The organism is Marininema mesophilum (assembly GCF_900106775.1).
Classification (GTDB): Bacteria; Bacillota; Bacilli; order Thermoactinomycetales; family DSM-45169; genus Marininema; species Marininema mesophilum.
In genome coordinates this window covers 1-14,800 of sequence record NZ_FNNQ01000025.1, presented here as the reverse complement: position 1 = coordinate 14,800, position 14,800 = coordinate 1, and the positions used below count along the sequence as shown (strand labels likewise).

Sequence of the window (14,800 nt, the reverse complement as noted above, 5' to 3'; positions counted from 1 at the left end):
TCCTCCTTCTCTATCTAAAATAAATTTAATTGATTATGGCATAGTTTTCAATCTGTAATAAATGGTATTCCAGTAATTTCATTCGTTATATACCACAAAAGGATATATATACCTTTTATAAAAAAAGAAGGCCTTGGTAAGGCCCCAATTAAGTTGGAGTACAACAATAAAATAAAGGGATAAAAACCGACAAGTGCAAAGATACCATTTACAGTGCGCACCATGCAAGGAGTAAAATTTGAAACCTGTTGTGAGGAACATATGCGAAACAACTCAAATAATAAAGCGCCCCACTGACCGCCCCACATGATCCACCACTGTTGCCGAAGTTAATTGCCCATCCTTCTCACACTCCACACACAAAGAGCTACGCTTGAGATAAGTGCCTGGCCTTTCTCCACCGTGATCCATATCCTCGTTGTGAAGCTGATCCTCGACTTCGTTCATATCGTTGTGACTCTTGCTTAGTATGCTCTTCACAATAGCGTTCCTGCGATAACTCCGGGCATCCAGGGGAATTGCAGGGGCTGGTTTGCTTGGCATAGGCACCTGAAAATGCACCATAGGGCGACCATAGTATGCATAATCCGGATCGTCCAAGAAGATTGTCCACTTACCATCCAAATTTATACGAAATACTTGACCTACATATCGAGCTGCTCCATCTAACCATTATCGCTCACTTTCCTCCATCAAATGTTGGGGACTAGGATATTTCCTTACCATTTTCAGAGAAAAAATCCTCTCCTTTTATTAGCTGACCTGTTCTGGGATAAGGATAACTGGCAGAGCCTGTGCAAGAGGTGCCATGATCGGAAAACAGCAATAGAGGATGGGCGATGGGGATGAGCTTGGTCAAGGGGGAGGGGGATCGAATCTCTGGGAGGGACGGCCAATAGACCGGCAATCTTATGCTCTTAAAATTCGTTTTATCTCATAAAGGGGGTGACAATCCTTCTATCTTGTTCTTAGTAAATAAATAATTTCTCGGTAAAACAGAAGCGGATCCCTCGCATCTTTACAGTGCGATATCGGGTGATCACTTTCACCTATTGAACGCGTAGGCATAAGGTAGGTAACGACGAAATCTTACCTATCATATGAGTGAACCCCGATTGGAGGTAGGGAAATGGTTTGTCCAGCATTTAGTACGCAAACCACATTTGCTGTGGGAGATGCGCCACGGGACATTACTAACGCTGATTTTAATGGTGATGGGATCCCTGATTTGGCGGTTGCTAATACAAACGCTGATACTGTAAGTGTCTTATTAGGCACAGGAACGGGTTCCTTTGGACCCCAAACCACATTTGCTGTGGGAGACTTTCCATTTGGGATTACTAGCGCTGATTTTAATGGCGATGGGATCCCTGATTTGGCTGTTACTAATGTAAACGCTGATACTGTAAGTGTCTTATTAGGCACAGGAACGGGTTCCTTTGGACCCCAGACCACATTTGCTACGGGAGATGCGCCACGGGGAATTACTAGCGCTGATTTTAATGGCGATGGGTTCATTGATCTAGCTTTTGCTACTCAAACCAGTGATACTGTAAGTGTCTTATTCGGCACAGGAACGGGTTCCTTTGGAACCCTAACCACATTTGCTGTAGGAGAGGATCCACTTGAGGTTACTAGCGCTGACTTTAATGGCGATGGGATCCCTGATTTGGCTGTTACTAATCAAACCAGTGATACTGTAAGTGTCTTATTAGGCACAGGAACGGGTTCCTTTGGACCCCAGACCACATTTGCTGTGGGAGATTTTCCACGGGGAATTATTAGCGCTGATTTTAATGGGGATGGGTTCCTTGATTTAGCTGTGGCTAATTTCAACAGTGATACTGTAAGTGTCTTATTAGGCACAGGAACGGGTTCCTTTGGACCCCAAACCACATTTGCTGTGGGAGATGCGCCATTTGGGATTACTAGCGCTGATATTAATGGGGATGGTATCCCTGATTTGGCTGTTACTAATGCAGACGCTGATACTGTAAGTGTCTTATTGGGCACAGGAACGGGTTCCTTTGGACCCCAGACCACATTTGCTGTGGGAGATGCGCCACGGGGAATTACTAGTGCTGATTTTAATGGGGATGGAACCCCTGATTTGGCGGTTCCTAATAATGGCGATGATACGGTGTCGGTGTTATTGGATAGCTGTGTCAATCCACTTACCTGCACAGACCTGATCCTTGAAAATGATCCAGGTACCTGTGAGGCCACTGTACCCTTTCCTACTCCACAATTGCCCAACGTGTCTACAGTCAGCTCCCCAGCCACAGTCGCTGTTGGGAGCCCCACATTAGTCACGAGTACCGCTACCAGCAATGTAGACCCTACTAATATCGAAACCTGTCCCCCCTATACCGTAACCGTTAATGATACCGAACCCCCAGTCATTTCTGGACTGAGCGATATCGAAACCGCAACGACTATTGACTGTGGTGCCACCGTCAATTTTTCTGAACCTACCGTGACAGATAACTGCCCCGGAACCATCACTACCTCTTTCTTTCCTGCTTCCGGTTCGTTTTTCCCCTTAGGGTCGACACTTGTTACCTTTACGGCTATAGACTCTAATGGCAACTCGGCTACTGCTACATTTACCGTCACCGTCATTGATACGGAACCTCCGGTCATCTCTGGACTCAACGATATCGAAGTCGAAGCGGATAACAACATTGGCACCATCGTCAACTACCCGGATCCCATTGTGACGGATAATTGCCCGGGTGAAATAACGGCCAGTGCCATCACGGCCATCTGCAATCCACCCTCAGGCTCCTTTTTTCCAATAGGAACAACCATTGTTACCTGTGTGGCAACGGATATGAGCGGTAACTCCAGCACCGGAACCTTTACGATTACCGTCATCCCTTTTCAGGAGGAGTAGGTCTTTCACCTTGGAGTGGTACTCTCCTCTGTTCCACCTTTAATTACCTTAATAACGATAGGAGGGGCATATGGGCAGAAAAGCTAAACCAATCGGACTCCATATTGTCGAAGGGAGTGGGTCGCGCCTCACTAAAAAGGAGATCCAAGCCCGTCAGGAAGCAGAGGAAGCACTGTTTCCGGGTACGGATCACATCCGGCCACCCCCTTGGCTTGGGAAGGTCGGTAAGAAAGAGTTTAAGCGGCTGGCTGAGGAGCTTAAAAAGCTGAATCTCATAACGAATGTGGACGTCAATGAGCTTGCAGCTTATTGTGACGCTTATGCCGATTATTACATGGGTTGCACCAAATTAATTGAAGAAGAGGGCCTTATGGTGGAGTACACCAACAACTCAGCCGAAACGAATCGATTCCCTCACCCCCTCCTCACCAAAAAGAAGCAGCTCCACGAGCAAATGAAGTCGCTCGCGGTGGAGTTCGGCTTAACTCCCAGCTCTCGAGCTCGTCTTGCCATGCCGCAAAAGAAAAAAGAGGTGGATCCGTTTGGGGAGCTGTTTGACTAATGGATGCGGTGCCCAATATGATTTGTTGGGTATAAAACAGGTAAAATAGAAATATAAAAAATCGAATCAGGGCCCTTGATATCCACAACTGTATCATATATAATTACAGTATTCCGCAGGATAATATCGAGAGCATCTGTTCGGAGGAATGGTGCGTTCCATATAAGGGGAATGGTACTATCATAAAAATCATTTCGATGCTCATTTGAGGGGGATAACGATGACCGTTACAACAAGTGCACAAGACTTCTTTAACGTTATCAAGGAACGCCATTCGGTACGGAAATACCAACCAGGTATTACCATTCCAGAGGAAGATCTACGAGATATCTTGGAAAGTGCCACTCTCGCCCCTTCTTCATGGAATCTGCAACACTGGAAGTTCCTTGTGATTCAAGAACAAGAAAATAAAGAGAAGTTGTTGCCGATTGCCTTTAATCAACAACAAGTTGTGGATAGCTCTGCAATGATCGCAATACTTGGTGATCAAGAAGCGAACTTAAATGCTGAAGAGATCTATTCCGATGCTGTTGCCAAAGGGTTTATGTCTGAGGATGTCAAAGAAGGTATGCTTGCTCAAATTAATGGTGCCTATGCAAGTAACCCTCAGTTTGGACGGGATGAAGCCATTCGCAACGGATCCCTTGTTGCAATGCAACTGATGCTTGCAGCCAAAGCTAAAGGATATGATACCGTTGCAATGGGTGGGTTTGATCCAGGAAAATTTGTTGAAGAATATAAGGTTCCTGAACGATATATTCCGGTCATGTTGATTGCTGTAGGTAAATCTGCCGCTCCAACACATGGTACAGGACGCTTCCCTGTAGAACAAATGGTGATCAAAGAATCATTTTAATCTCAAACTGAGGAAAAAGTCCTTTTGGGAAAACCAAATGGGATCTCCTTACTTAGAAGAATGGCGCGAAATTTCTGCGCTGATATCTTAGATACATGGGAACTTTCCAACTTGATAAGAAATAAGAAGATCATTAGTATGAGACTCTGATCCATCAACAAAAGGGCGCTATCTTTTATATATAGATAGCGCCCTTTTGTATTGAATGCTTCCGATTCATACGTATAGCTATAGTTATTCAGTTCATTATTAATCAGGAATATGTCTATAGAAACATACCAATCTCTTTGAATTTCTTCTCAGGAGTATGAGGACATGAAAACGGAGGGAGAATCATATGTATCCTGTACACGTTGTCCATGAGTCTTAAAGGAGCAGAATGATGGGATTATGGGATGTTTTAAAAGAGATGGGCCTTCGCTTTTATCGGGAGGGAGTGTTCGATCTCGCGGCGCAACTGGCCTATTATTTTCTTTTGTCGGTGTTCCCCTTTTTACTGGTCATCATTACGTTATTAGGTTTTTTGCCGATATCGACGGAGAATATTCTCGATTTTATTAAGCCTTATGCACCTGCGCACACCCATCAGTTAATTGAGAGTACACTGAACAGCATTATCGGCATAGAGCAGAGTAATCTGCTTTCTTTTAGCATTGTGGCGACCATTTGGTTAACCTACATGGGGATTCAATCCATCATTCGCATACTGAATAGGTCTTTTGCTACAGTGGAGAATCGCACCTTTATGTACCGAGTGGTAGAAGGTGCATTTTTGATGCTAGGTTTATTAGTAGCGGTGATTGTCACATTGTTGCTACCTGTATTTGGGGAATTACTTCGCGGATTCTTTTTTCCTGAATTGGGTTTATCCGAATGGTCGGGTTCCTTGTGGAATCTATTTCGTTGGGTATTATCGGGTACGGTTCTCTTTCTAGTCTTTTTCTGTCTTTATTTTTTTGCTCCAAATGTTAGTCTTCAGCCATCGGAAGCGGCTCCCGGGGCATTTTTTGCAACAATAGGTTGGCAACTGATTTCCCTGGGCTTTTCTTACTATGTGAACCTAGGTAACTACTCGCTCATCTATGGTAATTTGGGTGGGATCATTATTTTGATCGTATGGTTTTACTTATCTGCGATGATCTTAATCATGGGTGGACAATTAAATGCGATCCTGTATGAAAGTCGAATTCGTTCGGTTCGTTAAGGTAGCAGGTAGGTGACATGGTTTGATTTCTAAAAGAAAAGTGAATACATTGTTGTATTCGCAATTTTTCAGGAGGCGATAACATGGCTGACGTGAAAGTGCAGACTATGGATCATGGACCACTGATTGTTAAAGGAAATGTGGAACTGACTGACGCTGATGGTAATGTTTTTGAAACGAGGCAACAGTTTGCCTTATGTCGTTGTGGCCTCTCACAAAAAAAGCCCTTTTGTGATGGAGGCCATAAGGATCAATTTGAGGATTGTGCACGAGCTAAAAAAGTACTCTAACTTCTGATGAAAAAACAGAGTGCATTTGCAAAAAGAGTGTGGTGCTGGGATGCGCATCGTACTCTTTTTGTGATTCTGCTGAATCCCTTACTAGGAGTTGGAATCAGGTTCAACATGAATGTGGGTCGTACTTACCTGATGTACTCGCTTCATCTCCTGCTCTAATTGATCCGTGATACAGTGGCTTTCCTGAACACTCAGTTTGGCATCCACTTCAATGACCGCATCCACGATCACTTCGTCTCCTTGCATGCGCCCTTTTAAATCGACAACGGTCTGTACGCCATTCATCTTCTCCATGGTTAATCGATAGGCTTCTAGTTTTTTTTCTTCGAATCCATCCGTTAAATGATAGGACATTTCAGAAAAGATTCCCCATGCGGTTTTAAGAATAATGAGTCCAACGACGCTAGCTGCAAGAGGATCTAACCAAGGAAAACCCATGCGAGCCCCATAGATTCCGAGGGCGGCACCTAGACTGACAAGGGCGTCAGAAAGATTATCCTTGGCAACTGCATGAAGCGCTTGGCTCTTTGTTTTTTTGGCGAGCTGGGAATTAAATATATAAACCAACAGTATGAAAGCAGAGGATAACATAGCGATAAGGCCTGCGAATGATTGAGGAGTTCCACGGACTCCGTAAATTGCTGATTGCGTAGCTTCTGCCAATACCTGTAGGCCAATCACGGCCATAATGATGGAAGAAATTAGGGCGGAGACAGTCTCGGCACGTGAGTGTCCATAGGGGTGGTCGTCATCGCGGGGTTTTTGGGCAATGCGTAATCCGATAAGAACACCGATCGAGGTGATTACATCCGTGGTATTGTTCAGGCCATCTGCGGTGAGTGCTTGGGAGTTTGTAGACATTCCTAGACAAACTTTAACGGTGCTTAGGAGAATATAAGCAAGGATGCTGAGCCACACTCCAATTTCTGCTTGGCTTTTCATCCGATTCGTCCTCTCCGTATTTGTAAGGTCATACATATGGTAAACGATAAAGGGCGTGTGGGTCTATAACAAGAGTCTTGGGATTAGGAAGGTTCGATGGGTCGATGACAAATACTTGCACTTGTTCAACGGTGTGTGTTTTTGATTATACTAGGTATAATAGTTAAGTAAGTAACGTGTCGAATTCGAGGAGGAATGTCTTGTTATGAAAACGTATGTGGCCTTTTTATCGATGTTAGACGAGGAGAAGAGTGCACAGTTTCGAGGCGAGCATCTAGCTTACCTTGAACAGATGAATAAAGATGGGCATATTTTTGCCTATGGAAGGTTTCAGGATGGTAGTGGAGGAATGGTCATCTATCAAGCGGAAACCCTAGATGAAGCAAAAGGTTATGCTACAGCAGATCCTTTTATTAAAAAGGGTGCTCGTAAGTTGGACATAAAAGAATGGGCGATGACTCCTGGAGCAGTTCAGTAGTATTATTCGCAACTTGACCCCATTTTCACCGCTTGGTATGATGAAAGCGTGATTTTTCAAAAGGACTAATCTTCCGGAATAGGGCCTGAACGTTTCTATACGGCTATATCGTAAATAGCTGAACTACGAGCTTGTAGGTCATCGGTATATTTACATAAGACCGGCGTCCTGTATCGCTTGTGAGGAGCGGTACAGGACGCCGGTCTTTTAATTAAATCGTTTATTTTCAGGATAAAGGGTGGGACTGTTGATGGAAAAGTTGGACCGTGTTGTCGTATTGGATTTTGGGGGGCAATATAATCAGCTCATTGCTCGGCGTATCCGTGATTTAGGGGTTTTTAGTGAGTTGATCTCTCCAAGCGTAACTGCGGAGGAGCTAAAGGCGATGGCCCCAAAGGGGATTGTATTTTCTGGTGGCCCCAATAGCGTTTATAGTTCGCAATCTCCGACATGTGATCCTGAGATCTTCAATTTAGGCATTCCAATCTTCGGCATATGCTACGGTATGCAAATGATTTCTGCCCATTTTGGTGCGGAAGTAGAGCGGGCAGGGAAACGGGAGTACGGAAAAGCAGAAGTTGAATTGGTGTCTGATTCCTTGTTGTACAGAGGAATGTCTAGGGAACAACTGGTTTGGATGAGCCATAGCGATGTTGTTGTGGCTCCACCAGAGGGCTTCTCCGTTGATGGCCGTACTTTATCTGCTCCAGTAGCTGCAATGAGTGATCCAGTTCGTAAGGTGTATGCTGTTCAGTTCCACCCAGAGGTGCAACATACGGAGAATGGAACCGAAATGATTCGCCGCTTTCTTTATGATGTATGTAAATGTGTAGGAAATTGGAGCATGGAAACCTTCATTGATGACACGATCGCCGAGCTCCGGGAAAAAGTCGGCAATAAACGGGTACTCTGCGCTTTATCTGGTGGTGTGGACTCTTCTGTTGTAGCGGCGCTAATTCATCGGGCAATTGGGGATCAACTCACCTGTATGTTTGTGGATCATGGCCTATTGCGAAAAGGCGAAGCGGATAGTGTTGTTCGTACCTTTAGCGAACACTTCCACATGAATTTCATCAAAGTAGACGCCCAGGAACGGTTTCTTTCCAAACTAGAGGGTGTGACCGATCCTGAACAAAAGCGGAAGATTATAGGGAATGAATTTATCCGTGTTTTTGAGCAGGAAGTCAAAGAGCTTGGGAAACACCAATTCCTTGGTCAGGGAACTCTTTATACGGATATTATCGAATCAGGGACGGATACCGCACAGACGATTAAATCTCATCATAATGTAGGTGGGTTGCCAGAAGAAATGGAAATGGATCTGGTCGAACCCCTCAATACATTGTTCAAAGACGAAGTGCGCAGAGTAGGCGAGGAATTAGGTCTCCCTAAAGAAATTGTATGGCGGCAACCCTTCCCTGGCCCAGGTTTGGGTATTCGCGTAATTGGTGAAGTAACAGAAGAGAAGCTAATGATCGTTCGTGAGTCCGATGCTATCCTTCGTGCAGAGATTGCAAAGGCGAATCTAGAAGGTGAAGTATGGCAATACTTTACCGCTCTGCCCGATTTCAAAAGTGTTGGCGTCATGGGGGATATTCGTACCTATGCCTATACTGTTGGTATACGTGCAGTAACTTCTATTGATGGAATGACTGCCGACTGGGCACGCATTCCCTATGATGTATTAGAGAAAATATCAACTCGGATCGTTAATGAAGTCGATGGAGTCAACCGAGTGGTCTACGATATTACCTCTAAGCCCCCCTCAACGATTGAGTGGGAGTAAGGACTTTCGTGCATTTTTCAAGGAACATAGAAATACCCCCTGATTACATGGGGTATTTCTATGTTTCCTTTTTTTAACGCCTTTTCGTAGCGATTTCCTCTAATAATTTAACTATTTTTCCCCTATATTTATTTAGTGTATAATCAGAGGCGGTTCGTAATCCTTCTTTTGCTATTTTTTGTGAAAATAAAGGGTTGTTAAATAGGCGTAACATTCCTATAGCGAGGGAACGCCGGTTACCCGGTTTTGTAACTATGGCATTCACTCCAGGGCGACAAAATTGCATAACACCCCCGGAATTAGTTGTTACAACAGGTGTTCCACAGGCCATGGCTTCCAGGATAGGCAAACCGAATCCTTCAGTGATTGAACTCGAAACAAATAGATCTACATTACGATATAAGTTAGCCATTTGTCGAGGTTTTTGAGGACCTAGAAGACGATATGGGACATTTTTTAATGGAAGAGGACGTTCTGGACAGATAACATCAATGATGAACTTCCCTGGATAAAAACGTTTAAATAACTGAGCGGCTCTCATAAAGTCATTCCATCCTTTTACAGGGTAACTTTCTGGAGCTCGAGCAAGGTACATAATCCTCTTTACAATTCTTTGTTTTTTAATCATCGATCTTGGATGGAAGATTTTATGATCGATCCCCAGAGGTAATACGATCCCTCTTCGTCCTGATATCTGAAAAACCTTGTTATCTAAATAGTTAGAGATACTGATCACAGGAACATTTTGTTTGTAGGTCCATATTGCAAATGAGCGGTCTTTTACCCAATCAGGCTCAAAACCTTGGCAAAGGCGTACACATTGTTGTGGCCAAGCCTCGAAACAAGGTTTAAAGGTCTTATAGTAATTGGTGAGAATAATATCTCCTTTGGGGATGAATTGCTTTTGTAGGGAAGGAATACGGGTAATTTTACAGCCATGTAATGGATAGCGGATGGGTTCTTTTCCTACCAATATCTCTACCTGATGTTTTTTTGCAATTAGTGCTAAGGCGATATTAATTAGATTCATCGTACCTCCATCTAAAGGTAACCCCACAGTAGGAATAACTACTTTCATTGTATGATCCCTTCTTGGTTTAAGGATATATTTCGTTAAATCATATATATTCTAAATTTTGTGTATCCTTTTCAATGTACTTGTTCTGTATAAGTGATTACTAACAAGTCTGCGAGCAACGATTAACTTATTTTTGTTTTCATGAACAAAAGAAAGTTCATCCTTATTTGGACTCGTTGCATTGATTGATGATGGTCTGTTATTCAAAAAATGAGTAAGATTGAAAAGGTATTTTGAATGAAGGACCGGTCCCGGTGAGTTGTAAATAAACACAAATTTAGTCTTTATTTTCGGCAAAAGTTTTCGGATCGTTCTTTTATTGTTTTTACCATAACAAGGTAAAAATCTAACACGTCTGTTTTCTGTTTTGCGGCAATGTTTAGAAGTAATATGGTTTGGAGTATGATCTAATACTAACATACGGTAATCCTCATACCACTGATCCAATAGACTTTTATAGGTTAATAAAGCTTTATTAGATTGCAAAGTTGAAAAAATAATAGTAGTTTCTGGCTTTAATCTTCGACGAAATCGCGCTTCAAATTTGCATTGATGAAAGCGATTTAGCCAACGCTGATATTCACTAGGGGAGTCTTTTATTCGTTTAGAAATACTATGACTGGAGTTTACTCGGTAATCCATTAAATACTGAGCTACATATTTAATATCTGCGTGTTCAGTTAAACGGAGCCAATAATCGTAGTCTTCCACAGGCTCTAGATTCCTTCGATACCCAGCAATTTTGGATGCAGCAGTTTTTTTGTACATAAAAGAAGGTCCTATAAAGCAATCAATCAACAGCTGCTCTTTATTTCGATCTTGATATTTAAAAAGGCCAGATGAATTAAACTCGGGAGCTGGTTTACCATTTGATTTTATATGTCGAAATCCACTGTATACTAAGCCTATTTGAGGAGGACTCTGTATCAAATTACGGCGAAGTGTGGAAATGAATTTTTTGTAATAAAAATTATCACTAGATACCCATGTTAAATAACGAATGTGCGGATCTTTCATTAACCACTTAAACCCTGAATTAAGTGCTTTCGTTATCCCTTGGTTTTTTTTATTGACTATCCAATGAACACGGGGATCTTTATTTGCAACTCTTTTAGCAACTCTGATGGTTTTATTGTTTGCACCATCGATTACAATGACAAGCTGGAAATGAGGATATATTTGTTCAAGTACTGATTTTAGGGCTCTTTGCAAATAAGAAGGTATTTGGTTGTAAATAGGCATAACGATTCCTACATCTCTCATTGAAATAACTCCTTTGCCACATTATATTTTTCTGTTTTGTTTGGTCTGCCTAAACTGGTTTTTCGATTCGGTTCCTTTCAGCTTATGAAAGGGTGTCTCTATAGGATTGGGTAGATGGAATCAACTTTAAACCCGGATTCTGACTTTAATAAAAAAGCTGATATCTAAGGGCTAGACATCAGCTTGATTAATAAGTTGAGGAATTGCCAACAGCATCACAAAGTGATACCTGCGTTTGCAGGGTGCATCACATTATGATGGGATGTTGATCTGCTTTACTTTAGCGGTTTACCATATCTTATCTCGGGATGGGCAGCAGCATCTATGACGTGGGCAGCAACAAAAACATTTATGACGTGGGCAGCAACAAAAACATTTATGACGTGGACAGCAACAGCATTTTTTATGACGTGGAAAGCACCAGTTGTCGGACAAAGGAGTCACCTCCTTCTCTATAACACTACTCTATTATATGGAGGATGATAGAGAAGTGCTTGGACGAAGCCTATACCTCCTTGAAATCCTGTAAAGATAAGATGATCCCATTCTTTTTCCATGCGATGTATAAAGGAAGCCCTGCTGGAATGAAACTAACGTATTGGTTTCATTTCTGTAAGGGGGGATATTTTTGTTCCGAACGACTTGGCATCTTAACTATCGATTATGGATGATGGGAGCGATAGCAACTGTAGTTCTCGGATTTATGTTTGGCTTGCCGAAAATAGCCTATGCGGATGATGTGTCCCTAGTTGAAAAAGAAGTGAACCGTTTGGTGGCGCAGAAGGCATTGGCAGTAAATAAACGTAACCGACAGGTATTTTTAGAGGTTATCCATCCGAAAATGAGAACCTATCTTCAAGAGCAAAAGCGTTGGTATGATGATGCCATTCGCTGGGTAGACCCAGGGACCTATCAACTAAAAGTGGTATCCCTTATTCCTGATAAAGTCCATCGTGTACGGGTGTTGTTGGAACAAAAATATTCCCACCATGGCAAGGTATCCTCAGTAAAGTTCCCTGTTATCTTTCAGGAAACAGAAAAGGGCTGGAAAGAAGCGGACCTTCCCTTTTACAACTTGAGAAGGGGATCTATTCTTGTTCAGTATTCTGACCCTGATCTTAGCGAAAAAGCTCATATCTCTCTGGAGGCAGCAGATCGTGGAGTGAGAGTGTTGGGCAGGCTTTTTGGTTGGCGACCGCATGATAGGTTGGAGGTAAAACTGTATCATCGTCCTGAGATATTTCGTCAATCGGTAAAGCTTTCTTTGCCTAGCTGGGCAGGCGGTTGGCATGAACTAGGTCAAGCTGTGAAGCTGATTGGAACAGCTACGGCGTCTGATTCAAAGCTTTTCTCCTCCAGTATTGTGCATGAAGTAACCCATCAGATGGTGAGCGAACTATCTGGGGATAATGCGGCTTACTGGCTTCAGGAGGGGGCAGCAGAATACTTTCAATCCCATTTGATTCCGGGGATCCGTAGTGAAAAGGAAGTCCATCATTTTAAGCCCTATTGGAGAATGTCTCAATTAGAGAAATTCAATTTGGAACGGTTACCTTCTAAGGAGGCAGCAGCTTACTATGCGCAATGCTATCAATTTTATCGCTTTCTAATTGAAGAAGAGGGTTTTGCAAAAATGAAACGCCTGTTTAGTGTATTAAAATTGCACCCAGCGGTAGACCAGGATAGTGCGCAGAAGCTTCCTTTAATTAATAAACGAACACGTGAAGCTTTGGAAAAGGTTTATCAATCTTCTCTGTCCGATTTGGAACAACGTTGGTTGGAGTCATTAAAAAAAGCATAGGCAAGCCAGCATTTATCCCCTTTGAGTAGACAGTTTCTTACTGTATAACTAGGAGGGGATTTTTTATGGGGAATCAAGAGCAGGAGATTTTGTTGGAATAAACAGAATATAGTACAATGATTTAAGAATTCGATTTAATGCCAGAAGGGAGATCGAATGTCTATGGAGATGCCATCCCCCGAAAGGTTAAATCCTCTGAATGCACGCCCGTATACGGAAGAACATATTGGGATGACGGAGCTTTTGCCTGATTTCCGGATGGACCTACGTAATCCGGATCCCGTCGATTTAGATGGTTTTATTAATGCGAATCAAGTCAAGGATTGGTCTCTTCTTACTTGGAAAGATGTTGGGCGTCCCCATCGTGTGGAGAATATGGCAGGGGTAAGGACTGATTGGGAGGCCAAACATCAGAAAACAATGTCTGTCCATCATTCCTGGGAGCATTTCAATCGTTCGTTCCATGAATGGTTTGTGAAGGATGTACCAAAGGAGCTTCGGGAGAATCGATCTGCCCTCGGTCATCACCTTCTCCGTTTTAATTGGAAGGAAGTGAAGGCAGGGTTAGGTGAGACCCTACGCCTCTCACTATGGAATTATGTACAGCGGATCGAAGACGGGGTCTGGGATCCCAGAGGGAAACGCGCTCTTTTTCAAGGGCTTGAGGTTCATAAGCCACGAATTCTTTTCTTAGGTGCCGCAGAAGGCTATGAGGCGATGCAACTCTCTGCGATGTATCCGGGAGGCGAAGTTGTCCTTGTGGATTACGATGAATTTTGTAAGACAGACCGGCATGGCGACTTCCCTGAGACCTATCCCTTCCTAGGTATTAATCCCACTACAGGAAGCGCAAAGGTTTGGTATAAAGACCAAATGGAAATCCGTTATCTTGTGGAGGACATCCGGAACCTTTCCTTTGGAAAGGAATTTGATATCGTCATTAGTGTAGGATTGCTGGAGCACTTTCCTGATGAGATTAAAGATGAGGTAATGGAATGGCATCGCAAGTTTCTAAAGCCGGGTGGCTATGCGATTCTCACCACGCCTCGCAATCAATGGAGAACCCGTTTCTACTATAATGTGATGGCTGATGTGATGAATTACATGTATCGCGAATTGATGAACATTGAGCAGATGGGCTTGTACGTTTATGAAAATGGCTTTGAAATCCTTCGTCATGGGTTTATCAAGGTGCACAATGGAATTATTGCCCGTCCACGGTAAGGGCTTCTGGTTCTACACTTCATCTTTCAATTTTCTTGCAACTAACCAGTCAATATAGATATGAATCATGGAACTATGTTTATGAGAGTTATACAAGGGAATAGGATCATTAACCCCAGGGAAAAGTAATTTAAATAATAGTGCTTGACCCAGAGCAAGATCCGTGCTAAATTATTATTTGTCGCTGCGAGGACATGGCAAAAAAGTGAGCCTTTGCGGCATGGAAGCTGAGAAGTTGCTTACAAAAAAGAATTGTTGACAGGATCTAAGGAAGATGATAAGATAGATCTTGTCGCCGTAAGAGAGCGGCATCGGCTGGAAGGCCGGAAAACAAAGCGTTCCTTGAAAACTGAAGAGCGAATGAATGACCTGTTCAATTCATGAGTCACAAACTTTTTTAACGGAGAGTTTGAT

The 14,800-nt window shown here is 43.0% G+C and carries 14 protein-coding genes; 10 read left to right on the top strand and 4 right to left on the bottom strand.

The features are described from left to right. Positions 1-273 precede the first annotated feature (273 nt). Positions 274-600 (bottom strand): hypothetical protein, encoded by a 327-nt coding sequence (locus BLV90_RS15550; protein WP_091743008.1) that lies wholly within the window; start codon positions 598-600, stop codon positions 274-276. 96 nt (positions 601-696) lie between these two features. Between BLV90_RS15550 and BLV90_RS16595 the strand changes: the two genes are divergently transcribed. The 6 genes from BLV90_RS16595 (at position 697) to BLV90_RS15525 (ending at position 5,808) form a co-directional block, all read left to right on the top strand. Then, complete coding sequence (locus BLV90_RS16595; protein ID WP_143035082.1) at positions 697-849, top strand: HNH endonuclease; 153 nt, start codon at positions 697-699, stop codon at positions 847-849. 280 nt (positions 850-1,129) lie between these two features. Continuing rightward, on the top strand, positions 1,130-2,896 hold the full coding sequence (locus BLV90_RS15545; protein ID WP_091743006.1) for an FG-GAP-like repeat-containing protein: 1,767 nt from the start codon (positions 1,130-1,132) through the stop codon (positions 2,894-2,896). Positions 2,897-2,966: 70 nt separating this feature from the next. After that, complete coding sequence (locus BLV90_RS15540) at positions 2,967-3,458, top strand: phage terminase small subunit P27 family (protein ID WP_091743005.1); 492 nt, start codon at positions 2,967-2,969, stop codon at positions 3,456-3,458. Positions 3,459-3,678: 220 nt separating this feature from the next. Further along, positions 3,679-4,314 (top strand): nitroreductase family protein, encoded by a 636-nt coding sequence (locus tag BLV90_RS15535; RefSeq protein ID WP_091743004.1) that lies wholly within the window; start codon positions 3,679-3,681, stop codon positions 4,312-4,314. Between the two features lie 382 nt (positions 4,315-4,696). Continuing rightward, positions 4,697-5,518: a YihY/virulence factor BrkB family protein gene (locus BLV90_RS15530; protein ID WP_177168119.1), complete on the top strand. Its 822-nt coding sequence runs from the start codon at positions 4,697-4,699 to the stop codon at positions 5,516-5,518. 83 nt (positions 5,519-5,601) lie between these two features. After that, positions 5,602-5,808 (top strand): CDGSH iron-sulfur domain-containing protein, encoded by a 207-nt coding sequence (locus tag BLV90_RS15525; RefSeq protein WP_091743002.1) that lies wholly within the window; start codon positions 5,602-5,604, stop codon positions 5,806-5,808. A gap of 90 nt (positions 5,809-5,898) precedes the next feature. On the opposite strand, the gene BLV90_RS15520 is transcribed toward BLV90_RS15525, so the two are convergent. Beyond that, a complete protein-coding gene (locus BLV90_RS15520; RefSeq protein WP_091743001.1) occupies positions 5,899-6,756 on the bottom strand; it encodes a cation diffusion facilitator family transporter in 858 nt (285 codons plus the stop codon). A 205-nt stretch (positions 6,757-6,961) separates the two neighbouring features. Between BLV90_RS15520 and BLV90_RS15515 the strand changes: the two genes are divergently transcribed. Beyond that, the gene (locus BLV90_RS15515; protein ID WP_091743000.1) at positions 6,962-7,234 is read left to right on the top strand and encodes a YciI family protein; all 273 of its coding nucleotides are present in this window, start codon (positions 6,962-6,964) and stop codon (positions 7,232-7,234) included. A gap of 250 nt (positions 7,235-7,484) precedes the next feature. After that, complete coding sequence (gene guaA / locus BLV90_RS15510) at positions 7,485-9,020, top strand: glutamine-hydrolyzing GMP synthase (protein ID WP_091742999.1); 1,536 nt, start codon at positions 7,485-7,487, stop codon at positions 9,018-9,020. 73 nt (positions 9,021-9,093) lie between these two features. Here the strand turns inward: guaA and BLV90_RS15505 are convergent, their stop codons facing one another. Together BLV90_RS15505 and BLV90_RS15500 are read right to left on the bottom strand one after the other, a co-directional pair. Then, positions 9,094-10,098, bottom strand: coding sequence for a glycosyltransferase family 4 protein (locus BLV90_RS15505; RefSeq protein ID WP_091742998.1), 1,005 nt, complete (start codon positions 10,096-10,098; stop codon positions 9,094-9,096). A 51-nt stretch (positions 10,099-10,149) separates the two neighbouring features. Then, complete coding sequence (locus tag BLV90_RS15500) at positions 10,150-11,361, bottom strand: glycosyltransferase (RefSeq protein WP_091742997.1); 1,212 nt, start codon at positions 11,359-11,361, stop codon at positions 10,150-10,152. A gap of 628 nt (positions 11,362-11,989) precedes the next feature. On the opposite strand from BLV90_RS15500, the gene BLV90_RS15495 reads away from it, so the two are divergent. Then, positions 11,990-13,162 carry a peptidase MA family metallohydrolase gene (locus tag BLV90_RS15495; RefSeq protein WP_091742996.1) on the top strand — a complete coding sequence of 391 codons (1,173 nt, stop codon included), beginning with the start codon at positions 11,990-11,992 and terminating at the stop codon, positions 13,160-13,162. Positions 13,163-13,318: 156 nt separating this feature from the next. Then, a complete protein-coding gene (locus BLV90_RS15490; RefSeq protein WP_091742994.1) occupies positions 13,319-14,386 on the top strand; it encodes a class I SAM-dependent methyltransferase in 1,068 nt (355 codons plus the stop codon). The last annotated feature ends 414 nt before the right edge of the window (positions 14,387-14,800 follow it).

Bases quoted from the DNA above. Each gene is read 5' to 3' on its own strand.
- BLV90_RS15500 (WP_091742997.1), bottom strand. From the start codon at position 11,361: ATGAGAGATGTAGGAATCGTTATGCCTATTTACAACCAAATACCTTCT.
- BLV90_RS15540 (WP_091743005.1), top strand. From the start codon at position 2,967: ATGGGCAGAAAAGCTAAACCAATCGGACTCCATATTGTCGAAGGGAGT.
- BLV90_RS15490 (WP_091742994.1), top strand. From the start codon at position 13,319: ATGTCTATGGAGATGCCATCCCCCGAAAGGTTAAATCCTCTGAATGCA.
- BLV90_RS16595 (WP_143035082.1), top strand. From the start codon at position 697: ATGTTGGGGACTAGGATATTTCCTTACCATTTTCAGAGAAAAAATCCT.
- BLV90_RS15515 (WP_091743000.1), top strand. From the start codon at position 6,962: ATGAAAACGTATGTGGCCTTTTTATCGATGTTAGACGAGGAGAAGAGT.
- BLV90_RS15520 (WP_091743001.1), bottom strand. From the start codon at position 6,756: ATGAAAAGCCAAGCAGAAATTGGAGTGTGGCTCAGCATCCTTGCTTAT.
- BLV90_RS15505 (WP_091742998.1), bottom strand. From the start codon at position 10,098: ATGAAAGTAGTTATTCCTACTGTGGGGTTACCTTTAGATGGAGGTACG.
- BLV90_RS15530 (WP_177168119.1), top strand. From the start codon at position 4,697: ATGGGATTATGGGATGTTTTAAAAGAGATGGGCCTTCGCTTTTATCGG.
- BLV90_RS15525 (WP_091743002.1), top strand. From the start codon at position 5,602: ATGGCTGACGTGAAAGTGCAGACTATGGATCATGGACCACTGATTGTT.
- BLV90_RS15535 (WP_091743004.1), top strand. From the start codon at position 3,679: ATGACCGTTACAACAAGTGCACAAGACTTCTTTAACGTTATCAAGGAA.
- guaA (WP_091742999.1), top strand. From the start codon at position 7,485: ATGGAAAAGTTGGACCGTGTTGTCGTATTGGATTTTGGGGGGCAATAT.
- BLV90_RS15545 (WP_091743006.1), top strand. From the start codon at position 1,130: ATGGTTTGTCCAGCATTTAGTACGCAAACCACATTTGCTGTGGGAGAT.